This is a genomic window from Streptomyces sp. NPDC098781 (genome assembly GCF_044759995.1).
In the GTDB taxonomy this organism is placed as follows: domain Bacteria; phylum Actinomycetota; class Actinomycetes; order Streptomycetales; family Streptomycetaceae; genus Streptomyces.
This window is the reverse complement of sequence record NZ_JBIWAK010000006.1, coordinates 1-12,219: the sequence shown is the minus strand read 5'-3', so window position 1 is coordinate 12,219 and position 12,219 is coordinate 1. Positions and strand designations below refer to the sequence as shown.

Annotated in this window: 10 protein-coding genes; 7 read left to right on the top strand and 3 right to left on the bottom strand. The window is 71.7% G+C overall.

Annotated features, from left to right (window positions below):
- Positions 1-167 precede the first annotated feature (167 nt).
- From ACIQWG_RS24455 to ACIQWG_RS24435, 5 genes are all read left to right on the top strand, one after another.
- Positions 168-1,082 carry a hypothetical protein gene (locus ACIQWG_RS24455; protein ID WP_404099479.1) on the top strand — a complete coding sequence of 305 codons (915 nt, stop codon included), beginning with the start codon at positions 168-170 and terminating at the stop codon, positions 1,080-1,082.
- 97 nt (positions 1,083-1,179) lie between these two features.
- Positions 1,180-2,886 (top strand): hypothetical protein, encoded by a 1,707-nt coding sequence (locus ACIQWG_RS24450; protein ID WP_404099477.1) that lies wholly within the window; start codon positions 1,180-1,182, stop codon positions 2,884-2,886.
- An 89-nt stretch (positions 2,887-2,975) separates the two neighbouring features.
- A complete protein-coding gene (locus ACIQWG_RS24445; RefSeq protein WP_404099475.1) occupies positions 2,976-4,112 on the top strand; it encodes a sortase in 1,137 nt (378 codons plus the stop codon).
- 123 nt (positions 4,113-4,235) lie between these two features.
- Positions 4,236-5,036, top strand: coding sequence for a phosphate ABC transporter ATP-binding protein PstB (gene pstB / locus ACIQWG_RS24440; protein ID WP_404100344.1), 801 nt, complete (start codon positions 4,236-4,238; stop codon positions 5,034-5,036).
- A complete protein-coding gene (locus ACIQWG_RS24435) occupies positions 5,033-5,818 on the top strand; it encodes a hypothetical protein (protein WP_404099472.1) in 786 nt (261 codons plus the stop codon). Before pstB ends, ACIQWG_RS24435 begins: the two co-directional genes overlap by 4 nt.
- 219 nt (positions 5,819-6,037) lie before the next feature.
- Here the strand turns inward: ACIQWG_RS24435 and ACIQWG_RS24430 are convergent, their stop codons facing one another.
- The 3 genes from ACIQWG_RS24430 to ACIQWG_RS24420 form a co-directional block, all read right to left on the bottom strand.
- The gene (locus ACIQWG_RS24430) at positions 6,038-7,669 is read right to left on the bottom strand and encodes a phospho-sugar mutase (RefSeq protein WP_404099470.1); all 1,632 of its coding nucleotides are present in this window, start codon (positions 7,667-7,669) and stop codon (positions 6,038-6,040) included.
- 177 nt (positions 7,670-7,846) lie between these two features.
- Positions 7,847-8,671, bottom strand: coding sequence for a purine-nucleoside phosphorylase (locus tag ACIQWG_RS24425; protein WP_404099467.1), 825 nt, complete (start codon positions 8,669-8,671; stop codon positions 7,847-7,849).
- A 131-nt stretch (positions 8,672-8,802) separates the two neighbouring features.
- Entirely contained in the window at positions 8,803-9,240 is a 438-nt protein-coding gene (locus tag ACIQWG_RS24420; protein ID WP_404099464.1) for a gamma-glutamylcyclotransferase, read from the bottom strand.
- 96 nt (positions 9,241-9,336) lie between these two features.
- On the opposite strand from ACIQWG_RS24420, the gene ACIQWG_RS24415 reads away from it, so the two are divergent.
- Together ACIQWG_RS24415 and ACIQWG_RS24410 are read left to right on the top strand one after the other, a co-directional pair.
- Positions 9,337-10,785 (top strand): NAD(P)H-quinone dehydrogenase, encoded by a 1,449-nt coding sequence (locus tag ACIQWG_RS24415; RefSeq protein WP_404099461.1) that lies wholly within the window; start codon positions 9,337-9,339, stop codon positions 10,783-10,785.
- A gap of 166 nt (positions 10,786-10,951) precedes the next feature.
- A complete protein-coding gene (locus tag ACIQWG_RS24410; RefSeq protein ID WP_404099459.1) occupies positions 10,952-11,911 on the top strand; it encodes a DeoR/GlpR family DNA-binding transcription regulator in 960 nt (319 codons plus the stop codon).
- Positions 11,912-12,219 lie beyond the last annotated feature (308 nt).

The window sequence follows — 12,219 nt, the reverse complement described above, 5'->3', positions numbered from 1 at the left end:
GCAATGGACTCGTAACCTGATGGGCGGCTGGAATTGGTGGCTGCCCCTGATGAACCACGGAATTGTTCTGCCCGGCCGGTCCACGGGTCGGCTGCGGCAAGGAAACTGAATTCTGCTTGACCGTGCATTCCATTGCTCGCAATCCGTTTCTGCGGAGGAGAACAGAAGTGAACGTCAAGTCCCGTGCTTTCGCCGGTGCCGTCGTCGGTGCCGCCGCCCTCACCCTGAGCGTGATGGCTCCGGTCGCCTCGGCCGACCCGGCGCCGGGTGACTACCGCGTCCTGGCCGGCGTCGGCTCCGACACGACCCAGGACGTCCTGAACGGCCTCGCCGAGACCGTCGACGCCGGCACGCTGATCGCGTCGTACGACGCGACCGGCTCGTCGCCCATCAAGACCCGTGCGAACGGCTGCGAGATCGCCCGTCCGAACGGCTCCTCGCAGGGCATCACCGCGCTGAACAACGACATCGACGCCGGCACCGGCTGCCTGGACTTCGCCCGCTCCTCGCGTGGTGTGCAGACCGCCGGCACGGACCTGACCTGGATCCCGTTCGCCACGGACAAGCTGAAGATGGCGGTCCGTGACGGCAGCCCGCTGGAGGGCGTGAACTTCACCACCGCCCAGCTGAAGTCCATCTACGAGTGCAGCGTGACCTCGGTGAACGGCAGCCCGGTCACCCCGCTGATCCCGCAGAGCGGTTCCGGCACCCGCAGCTTCTTCCTGGCCCAGATCGGCAACCCGACCCTGGGTTCCTGCGTCGGCACCATGCAGGAGCACGACGGCCGGACGCTCACCTCCAACGCGCACCTCGCCCCGTACTCCGTGGCGAAGTACGTCAGCCAGACCGGCGGCCTGGTCGAGGACGTGCACGGTGACACCGTCCTCACCACGATCGACGGCAGCGAGTACAGCCGTCCCGTCTACAACGTCGTCGACACCGACCGGCTGAGCGAGGCCGTCATCGCCGACACCTTCGTGGGCGCCGACTCCAAGGTCTGCCAGGCCACCTCCACGATCACGGAGTACGGCTTCGGCACGGCCGCCGACTGCGGCAGCACCACCCTCAAGGGCGAGAACTGATCGCCCCACAGCAACCGCGCACAACGGCCGGGCACCCACTGGGTGCCCGGCCCGGCGGCGTATCCACCCACGACCGAAACCCCATGGGGGGCACCACATGAACCACCGCCTCGCACATCTCAGATCGCCGGTAGGGCTGTTGACGGCCTGCGCGCTGCTGTTCGCCGCCCTGGCCGGCGTGCTCGGCTTCGCCAGCAAGGCCAACGCCGTGCCCGCGAACATCGGCAGTTTCACGCTCGCCCCGGCCACGGGGGAGCTCACCGCCCCTCTCATGGCCACATCCGCGACATCGAGCACCGGCTGCCCGGATCCCGCCGCCGGCGCGACCCCGAACTCGCCCCTGCTGTGGGTGCTCAACCCGGCCAACCCCAGCTCGGGCCAGATGATCGCCCAGGCCACGGACCCGCTGCCCAACGGCACGGCTCCGTTCACGGTGAACCTCAAGTCGCCGGCCACGCCGAAGACCCTGGAGGCGGCGCTGCGGACCTACCTCCCGACGGGTCCGCTCGACGGCACGTACACGCTGGGACTGTCCTGCCGCAGCGGCATCCTCACGTCCCCGCGCTTCCTCGCCAAGGTCCGGATCACCGGCACCACCTGGACCCTGCTCCAGCAGCAGACCACGAGCCTCGCCCTGAGCGCGGCCGAAGGGGTCTCCATCAATGGTGACCTCAAGCTCAGCGCGGCCGTCACGCCCGAGGCGGCCACCGGCAGCGTGGAGTTCAAGAAGGGCGACGAGTCGCTCGGCAGCGCGGACGTGACCGGCGGCAAGGCCGAGCTCACCGTCAAGGCGCCCGCCGTCGGCGGCCCCCACGAGTACCAGGCGCTCTTCAAGTCGGGCGACCCCGACGCCTACAGCGACGCCACCGGCAAGGTCACGCGGGCGATCGGCTACCTCCTCAGCGCCAAGGACGCCGACGGCAACGCCCTCGGCGACAAGCCGACGCTCTCCATCGGTCAGACCGTGAAGATCACCGTTCAGGGCTTCACGCCGGGGTCCACGGTCAAGGTGCACCAGCAGAACGCGTCGGAGGCGACGTTCGCGGACGCCACCCCGGACGCCGAGGGGAAGATCGTCGACTACGCGTTCAAGGTCCCCGACCGCACGATCAACGGTGAGACGAATCTCTACTTCGAAGAGGGCGGCTCGCCCAACCACCAGGCGACCTTCGACTTCGTCAGCACCGACGAAGAGCCCTCCCCGGACCCCACCGACCCGGCCGACCTCGAAGTGACCGACGAGGACGGCAACACCCTCGACGCCAACCCCGGTCTCACCCCCGGCCAGAAGGTGAAGATCACCGCCCGCGGCTACAGCAAGGACGCGGCCGTCAAGGTCACCCTCGCCGAGAGCGACGAGACCTTCGAGAACGCCAAGGCGAACACCGAGGGGACCGTCGACAAGTACGAGTTCACCGTCCCCGAGGACATCGCCGACGGCGACCACGTACTGACGCTGGCCGAGGACAAGGAGAACGGCCACGTCGTCGACTTCGCCTTCACCACCGGCGAGACCGACGAGAGCCCCGAGCCCTCCCCGTCCGACACCTCCGGCACCGACGGCGGCACCGACACCGGCGGCACGACCGGCGGCGGCACCGACACGGGCGGCGCGGCGGCGGGCGGCGGCACCGGCGGCGACACGGGCGGCACCGGCACCGGCTCCATGGCCGCCACGGGCACCCAGGTCGGAGCCATCGCCCTGACCGCCCTGGCCCTGCTCACCGCGGGCGCGGCCCTCGTGCTCCACATGCGCCGCAGAGGCATGCTCACCTTCGGCGGAGACACCCCCCAGCACCACTGACCACCCGCCCGACCCGGGGGCGCACGCCGACGCGCCCCCGGGTCCAAGCACCAGCACCCGCGTACGGCGGCAAGGGGACGTGCCGGGGGGTGTCCGCCCGCAGCGGCGGGCGTCAGGAAACACCAGCCTCCCCGCCCAACGGCAACCGCCCGACCGAGGACGGACACCCCCGGCACGGCCCCGACCCCACCACACCGCGCAGGCGCTGGGCGCATCCCACCGACCCCGCACAGGCGCCGCAGGCACCCGCAGCGCACCGGCCCGAGGAGACCACCCCCGTGACCACGCTCGCCCCACCCCCGACGGCCCCGCCCGCCGCGCCGCCGCCACCCACACCGGACCCACCCCGCCAGGACGAGCACACCCCCCGTCCCCCCGCCCGCCCCGGCCTCGCCCTTGCCGGCGCCGCTCTCTGCGTACTGGCCGCCGTCCTGCTCGGCTTCGCCGCGAACCTCACCGTCGTCGGCCACCTGGAACACTCCCGGGACCAGCAGACCGCGTACGACGAACTGCGCCGCCAACTCGCCCTCGGCATCGCCCCCGTGGGCCAACGCGACTACGAGGGCAAGCCGGTCCGGCCCGGCGCGCCCGTGGCCCTGCTCCGCATCCGCGCCCTCGACGTCAAGGAGGTGGTCGCCGAAGGCACCACGTCCGACGTACTGATGTCGGGCCCGGGACACCGCCGCGACACGCCCCTGCCCGGCCAGGCCGGCACGGTCGTCATCATGGGCCGCCAGTGGGCGTACGGCAGCCCTTTCAACGACCTGCACAACCTGCCCACCGGCACCCGCATCGAACTCACCACCGGCCAGGGCAAGGCGGTCTACGAGGTCACGGGCCTGCGCCGGGCCGGTGACGAACTCCCCGCCCCGATCACCGACGGCCAGGGCCGCCTCACCCTCATCACGGCGACCGGCGCCCCGTACACCCCCGACGGAGTCCTCCGGGTCGACGCCAAGCTGATCACCCCGGTCCAGCCCAACCCGCCCCGCGAACTGCGGTCCGGCTGGATCACCTCGGCCGAGGAGGCCCTCGGCACCGACGACCGCGCCTGGCTCGCCGTCTTCCTCTGGACCCAGGGCCTGCTGCTCGCCGCGCTGCTCGCGGTGGTCGCCCACCGCGTCTGGGGCCGCTGGCAGACCTGGATCTGCGCGGGCCCCCTCCTCGCCGCCCTGGGCCTCGCCGACGCGCAGGCCATCACTGCACTTCTGCCGAACCTGCTCTGAACCCTGACCGCACTTATCTCGCACGGGAGTTGACCCCAGGCCATGACCAGCCCCGACCTCACCGACACCCTGCCCCAGCCCCCGGTCCCGGGCGGACGGACCACCGACCGGACCACCGACCGGATCCCCGGCAGGCTCCCCGGCACGGGTGCCGCCACCCTCCGCGCCGACGCCGTCTCGGCCTGGTTCGGCGACCACAAGGTCCTCGACCGGGTCTCGCTCACCATGCCCGCCCACGAGGTCACCGCCCTCATCGGCCCCTCCGGCTGCGGCAAGTCGACGTTTCTGCGCATCCTCAACCGGATGCACGAGCTGATCGCCTCCGCCTCCCTCTCCGGCCGGGTCCTCCTCGACGAGCAGGACATCTACGACCGGGGCCGCCGCATCACCCACGCCCGCCGCCAGATCGGCATGGTCTTCCAGAAGCCCAACCCGTTCCCCGCGATGTCGATCTACGACAACGTCCTGGCCGGTCTCAAGCTCAACGCCATCAAGGCCACCCGCGACGGCAAGGACGACCTGGTCGAGGAGTGCCTGACGAAGGCCGGCCTGTGGAAGGAGGTCAAGGACCGGCTGCGCCAGCCCGGCGGCGCGCTCTCCGGCGGTCAGCAGCAACGCCTGTGCATCGCCCGGTCGTTGGCGGTACGCCCTCGGGTCCTCCTCATGGACGAGCCCTGCTCGGCGCTCGACCCCACCTCCACCCGCCGCATCGAGGAGACCATCGCCGAGCTGAAGTCCGAGGTCACCATCGTCATCGTCACCCACAACATGCAGCAGGCGGCCCGGGTCTCCGACACCTGTGCCTTCTTCCTCGCCTCGCACGGCACGCCCGGCGTCATCGTCGAGCACGGCGACACCGACGCGATGTTCAACTCGCCGCAGGACGAGAGGACTTCGGACTACGTGAACGGCCGGTTCGGGTGACTGGGGGAGCCGCGGGCCCACGCGCCGCACTGGCCGCCGTACCGATCGCTCTGGCCCTGCTCGCCGGATGCGGTCCCGGGAACACCGCCGACGCGGGCGGACCACCGGCGGCGGCCGGCGCGCCCTCCACCACCCCGGCCTCCGGCACCCGGACTCCGGCCACCCCCACGCCCGCCCCACCGACGGCCCCGCCCACGCCGACGCCCCCGGCGTCCGTGCGCGCCGCCGCCCCGACAGTCACCGGGCCCGCCACGCCGACCGGCCCCGCCACCGGGCCGTCCGCCGGCCGGGTACGCGGCCCCGACCTCTCGCGCCGCCCGGCGCCTTCCGCGGAAGGCGGCCGGGCGCCCACCACGCTCGCCCCCACCACCCGCGCCCCGAAAGCGAACACGGCGCGGAAGCAGTCCGCGCGCCCCACGCGCACGACCATCCGGATCGGCACCTGGTCCGCTCCCGTCGTGCGCGGCGGACAGGCCGAGGTCGACGCCTGCCGGGAAGCCGTGCAGTGGACCGGCCCCGAACTCGGGACCGAGGACGGCTACGAGATGAGCACGGCCGTGATCGTCGGCCACGACTACTGCGGCTTCGACCGCTTCGCCACCCTGCCGATCGGCAGCACCGTCACCATCAGCGGCCCGCGCGGCACCTGGCGCTACCAGGTGTACGCCCACTACATCACCCCGGGCCGGGGCGCCCCGGCGGCCGGGCTCTACTGGGGCGACCTCACCCTTCAGTCGTGCGTGGGACCGGACACGGGGTTCAGCTACCTGACACGGATCTGAACCACGCGCCCGGTCCGCGCGCGGCGTCCCGCTTCAACTGTGAAGGGGGCGCGGGACACCTGGGGGCCGGATGCCTCCGAGGGGGGACAAGGAGCGCATCCGTACTGCTGTTCCAGAATGCGGCGGGCGGGACGGAAGCGGGCAGCCGGGAAGCATGCGACAACCCAACACCCCGTGAACCGGCACCCGCCGGCACTCGGAGCCTCGGCCGACGACCGCTCAGATGCCGGCCGCCGCCGACAGGTCCCGCTTGATGGCCGCCAGCAGTCCGGCCGCCTCGGCACGGGCGGCCGGGAGCGCGGCGTGCGTCGCGACCGGGACGACGACCTCCAGGTAGCACTTCAGCTTGGGCTCGGTGCCGCTGGGACGGACGATGACGCGGGCGCCGTCGAGGCTGTAGCGCAGGCCGTCGGTGGGCGGAAGGGTGTCGGTGCCCTTGGTGAGGTCCTCGGCGCTGGTGATGGCGAGGCCGGCCAGCTCGGTCGGCGGCTGCTCACGCAGTCGCCGCATGGCGTCGGCGATGACCGACAGCTCCTCGACGCGGACCGAGAGCTGGTCCGTGGCGTGCAGACCGTGCTCCACGGCGAGGTCGTCCAGCAGGTCGAGGAGGGTGCGGCCGTCGGCCTTGAGGACGGAGGCCAGCTCGGTGATCAGCAGGGCGGCGGTGATGCCGTCCTTGTCGCGTACGCCGTCCGGGTCGACGCAGTAGCCGAGGGCCTCCTCGTAGCCGTAGCGCAGGCCCTCGACGCGGGCGATCCACTTGAAGCCGGTGAGGGTCTCCTCGTGGCGGAGGTTCGCCTTCTCGGCGATACGGCCGAGGAGGGAGGAGGAGACGATCGACTCGGCGAAGGTGCCCTGTGCTCCGCGGTCGACGAGGTGGGCGGCGAGCAGGGCCCCGACCTCGTCGCCGCGCAGCATCCGCCAGTCCGCGCCGTCCTTGACGGCCACGGCGCAGCGGTCGGCGTCGGGGTCGTTGGCGATGACCAGGTCGGGGTCGGTCTCACGGGCCTTGGCGAAGGCCAGGTCCATCGCGCCGGGCTCTTCCGGGTTGGGGAAGGCGACGGTGGGGAAGTCCGGGTCGGGGTCGGCCTGTTCGGCGACGAGGGCCGGGGCGGGGAAGCCGGCGCGTGCGAAGGCGGCGAGCAGGACGTCCTTGCCGACGCCGTGCATCGCCGTGTAGACGGTGCGGGCGGTGCGCGGGGAGCCGGCGGCGAGGACCGCGTCCGTGCGGGCGAGGTAGGCGTTCAGGACGCTGTCGTCGAGGGTCTCCCAGCCTTCGGCGGGCCGGGGGACGGCGATGAGGGAGGGGACCGCGGCGATCTCCTCCGCGATCTCGATGTCCGCGGGCGGGACGATCTGGGAGCCGTCGCCGAGGTAGACCTTGTAGCCGTTGTCCCGGGGCGGGTTGTGGCTGGCGGTGACCTCCACTCCGGCCACGGCGCCGAGGTGCCTTATCGCGTACGCGAGGACCGGGGTGGGAAGCGGGCGCGGGAGTACGGCGGCCCGCAGCCCCGCCCCCGTCATGACGGCCGCGGTGTCCCGGGCGAAGTCCTCCGACTTGTGGCGGGCGTCGTAGCCGATGACGACGAGGCCGTCGGTGTGGCCCTGCTTCTTGAGGTACGCGGCCAGACCGGCCGCGGCGCGGATGACGACCGTGCGGTTCATACGCATCGGGCCGGCGCCGATTTCGCCTCGCAGGCCCGCGGTGCCGAACTGGAGGGTGCCGGCGAAGCGCTCCGCGAGCTCCTCGAAGGCACCGGATTCGATGAGCTCGGCGAGCTCGTCGCGGGTCTCCGGGTCGGGGTCCTCGGCGAGCCACGCCTGGGCCCGGGCGATGAGATCGTCGTGCACGGTTCGATCAGCCTCTCGTGAGGACGGGACGGGTACTGGGTTCTCAGCCCGTCCGGCGTTTGAGGACGAGGCCCCTTCAGGGCCGAAGCGGGGGCCTGGGGGCGGCAGCCCCCAGAAGGATGGGACGAGCAGGGGCGGCGGGGGCGCGGAAGAGCCCCCGGCGTCACCCCGAACGGCTTACAGCCGCCCCAACACCTGCGCCAGCAGCGACCCCATCCGAGTCGCCGAGTCACGACCCGCCTGGAGAACCTCTTCATGGTTCAGCGGCTCACCCGTCATCCCCGCGGCGAGATTCGTCACCAGCGAGATACCGAGCACCTCCGCCCCCGCCTCACGCGCCGCGATGGCCTCCAGCACCGTCGACATCCCCACCAGGTCCGCGCCGATCACGCGAGCCATACGGATCTCCGCCGGCGTCTCGTAGTGCGGGCCGGGGAACTGGGCGTAGACACCCTCCTCCAGCGTGGCGTCGATCTCCTTGCACAGCGCCCGCAGCCGCGGCGAGTACAGGTCGGTCAGGTCGACGAAGTTCGCGCCGATGATCGGAGACGTCGCCGTGAGGTTGATGTGGTCGCTGATCAGGACCGGCTGACCGGGGCGCATGCCCTCGCGCAGACCGCCGCAGCCGTTGGTGAGGACCACCGTCTTGCAGCCCGCCGCGACGGCCGTACGCACGCCGTGCGCGACGGCGGCCACGCCGCGGCCCTCGTAGTAGTGGGTGCGCCCGAGGAAGACCAGGGCGCGCTTGGCACCGATGCGGTACGAGCGGACCTTGCCGCCGTGCCCTTCCACCGCCGGCGGGGGGAACCCCGGCAGCTCGGTGACCTGGAACTCGGCCTCGGGTGCGCCGAGGGCGTCCACGGCCGGAGCCCAGCCGGAGCCCATCACGAGGGCGACGTCGTGGGTCTCGGCGCCCGTCAGTTCGCGCAGGCGCGAGGCGGCGGCGTCGGCGGCGGCGTGGGGGTCGCCCTGGATGTCGTCCGGAAGAAGAGATGCGTTCACGCGACTGAGAGTAGCCGGTTTGGGCCTACGCGCGTAGATGACAGAGCTCACGGGATGGCGATCGTTGTCTTGTCGTTTCCAACGAAAGCTGTGACCGGTGGGCCTGGAGAGCCGTATGAGACCGGTGAGCCTCAGCAGGGGCGCTTGCGCAGCTCCATCACGTAGTCGTGCGGCGCCCCCGCCGACTCGGCGGCGTCCGCGATCTCGCCCAGGTAGCGCGCCGACGGCAGACCGCCCTCGTAGGCGTTCAGCACGTACGCCCAGGCCTGTTCCTCGCCCTCCAGCGTGTGCACCCGGACCCGCAGGCGGCGGTATATCCCGAGGCCCACGCCCTCCCAGCGGTCGAGGGAGTCCTCGTCCATCGGGGCGACGTCGTACAGGGCGACGAAGACCTGTTCCAGCGGATCCTCGACGAGCGTGGCCAGCGCGCCGTCCCAGCCGAGCTGCTCGCCACCGAACGTCAGTCGCCATCCGTTCAGCCAGCCGGTGGCGCGCAGCGGCGAGTGAGGGGCGCGGCGGGTCATCAGCCGCGCGTCGAGATTGCCGGCGTACGCGGCGTAGAGCGACATGGGGAGAGGGTACGGCAGGAGGATCGTGTGCCCCTCCCGTAACGGTGGTGTCTCGGGCGGGCCCCCAGGCGGTACCACGGTGGGGCGTGCGGGACAATGGAGTACGTGACTCGGATCGTGATCATCGGTGGCGGACCCGGCGGATACGAAGCGGCGCTGGTCGCCGCTCAGCTCGGCGCGGAGGTGACCGTCGTCGACTGCGACGGCCTGGGCGGGGCGTCGGTGCTCACCGACTGCGTGCCGTCCAAGACCCTCATCGCCACGGCCGAGGTGATGACCACCTTCGACTCCTCCTACGAGGAGCTGGGGATCATCGTCGCCGACGACACCCCACACGTCGACACGCCCGCCCGGGTGGTGGGCGTCGACCTGGGCAAGGTCAACCGGCGTGTGAAGCGGCTCGCGCTCGCGCAGTCCCACGACATCACCGCCTCCGTCACCCGCGCCGGCGCCCGGGTCATGCGCGGCCGCGGACGGCTGGAGGGCATGCAGGGCCTGGACGGCTCGCGCAAGGTCGTGGTGCGCGCCGCCGACGGCACCGAGGAGACCCTCACCGCCGACGCCGTGCTCATCGCCACCGGCGGACACCCGCGCGAGCTGCCGGACGCCCAGCCCGACGGCGAGCGGATCCTCAACTGGACCCAGGTCTACGACCTCAACGAGCTGCCCGAGGAGCTCATCGTGGTCGGGTCGGGTGTCACCGGCGCCGAGTTCGCCGGCGCCTACCAGGCGCTCGGGTCACGGGTCACCCTGGTCTCGTCCCGGGACCGCGTGCTGCCGGGCGAGGACCCCGACGCCGCCGCCGTCCTGGAGGACGTCTTCCGGCGCCGCGGCATGAACGTCATGGCGCGCTCCCGCGCCGCCGCCGCCAAGCGTGTCGGCGACCGGGTCGAGGTCACCCTCGCCGACGGGCGTGTCATCAGCGGCACCCACTGCCTCATGGCGGTCGGCGCGATCCCGAACTCGGAGGGCATGGGCCTGGAGGAGGCCGGCGTCAAGCTGCGCGACTCCGGGCACATCTGGACCGACAAGGTCTCCCGGACGACGGCCCCCGGCGTGTACGCCGCCGGTGACGTCACCGGAGTCTTCGCGCTCGCCTCGGTGGCGGCGATGCAGGGACGTATCGCCATGTACCACTTCCTCGGCGACGCGGTGGCCCCGCTGAACCTGAAGACCGTCTCCTCCAACGTCTTCACCGACCCCGAGATCGCCACCGTCGGCTACACCCAGGCCGACGTCGACGGGGGCAAGATCGACGCCCGGGTCGTCAAGCTGCCGCTGCTGCGCAACCCGCGCGCCAAGATGCAGGGCATCCGGGACGGCTTCGTCAAGATCTTCTGCCGGCCGGGCACGGGCATCGTGGTCGGCGGAGTGGTCGTCTCGCCGCGCGCCTCGGAACTGATCCATCCGATCTCGATCGCGGTCGACAACAATCTGACGGTCGAACAGATCGCGAACGCCTTCACCGTGTACCCCTCCCTTTCGGGCTCGATCGCCGAGGTGGCACGGCAGCTCCACACGCGCAAGTCCGGCGGCGAACTCTGACGGCCGGATGTGACTCCTCGCTGGTCACAGGGAGTTGTCGAGCATGCGTACGGCATAGGCGGCGGGACTAGGCCCTATACCACTCCTTGCCCTGGCGTGCGAACAACTTCTGTTATTCGGCGCAAACTGCTGAAACCAGACGGTCGTTGGGGTTACTGTCAGTTTCGTGTTCGCTGCAGAACGTCGCCAATTGATCCTCGAAATGGTGCGAGCGAACGGGGCCGTGTCGCTCCGTGAGCTCGCCCGCGTCGTCCAGACCTCCGAAGTGACCGTACGGCGGGACGTGCGCGCACTGGAGGCAGAAGGACTCCTCGACCGCCGGCACGGCGGTGCGGTATTGCCGGGCGGGTTCACGCGGGAGTCCGGCTTTCCGCAGAAATCACATCTCGCGACCGCCGAGAAGACCGCCATCGCCGACCTCGCCGCGAACTTCGTGGAAGAGGGCGAGGCGATCGTCGTCGGGGCGGGTACCACCACCCAGGAGCTGGCCCGCCGGCTCGCCCGGGTGCCCGGACTGACCGTCGTCACCAACTCCCTGCTGGTGGCGCAGGCGTTGGCCCATGCCAACCGGGTCGAGGTCGTGATGACCGGCGGGACGCTGCGCGGCTCGAACTACGCCCTGGTCGGCAGTGGCGCCGAGCAGTCCCTTCAGGGGCTGCGGGTGTCCCGGGCCTTCCTGTCCGGGAGCGGGCTCACCGCCGAGCGCGGGCTCTCCACGTCCAACATGCTCTCCGCTTCCGTCGACCGGGCGCTCGTCCAGGCCGCCTCGGAGGTCGTCGTCCTCGCCGACCACACCAAGCTCGGTACGGACACGATGTTCCAGACGGTCCCCACGGATGTCATCACGCGGTTGGTGACCGACGAGCCGCCGGCCCATGACGACCGGGCCCACACCGAGTTGCAGGCCCTTGCCGATCAGGGGGTGCAGATCGCCGTGGCCGGGGCGACCGGGGCGTCGGGGGGTGAAGAGGTCCCGGCCCGGCGTCAGCGGGGTGCGCTGCCGGGGCCGCGCCGTGGGCAGGTGCCGGGTGCCGGTTCGGGACTGCGGCCCGCTGCCGCGTCGGTACTCGGTGAGAGCGGGGCGGAGCGGGAGCGGGCCCGGGTCGCCGATCTGCGGCGACGATAGGTCCGGGCTCGACTGCCCCCGCGCCCCGTAGGGCCTGTCGTTTGGATCATGTCGGCGTCGCGGGGTCTGGCACGCGCATCTGCCGCGTTGTCGTCACTCGCCGACGCTCCGCGTCGACTCCCTCCTCCGCCTTGCAGCTGCACGCACCAGACCCCGCTCGGGCCGGCCGAGAGGCGCAGTTCCTTGCAGCCGACCTGATCCAAACGACAGGCCCTAGGTGTGCTGTCCCGGGACGTTGGTGACAGGCGACACGCCTTGAGCGGTCCTTGAACGGGGCGAGGGCCTCTGGGTTCGGTGTGGATTGCGAT

Excerpts from the sequence above, each read along its gene's own strand:
- ACIQWG_RS24415 (WP_404099461.1), top strand. The coding sequence starts at position 9,337 with ATGGAGTACGTGACTCGGATCGTGATCATCGGTGGCGGACCCGGCGGA.
- ACIQWG_RS24420 (WP_404099464.1), bottom strand. The coding sequence starts at position 9,240 with ATGTCGCTCTACGCCGCGTACGCCGGCAATCTCGACGCGCGGCTGATG.
- ACIQWG_RS24450 (WP_404099477.1), top strand. The coding sequence starts at position 1,180 with ATGAACCACCGCCTCGCACATCTCAGATCGCCGGTAGGGCTGTTGACG.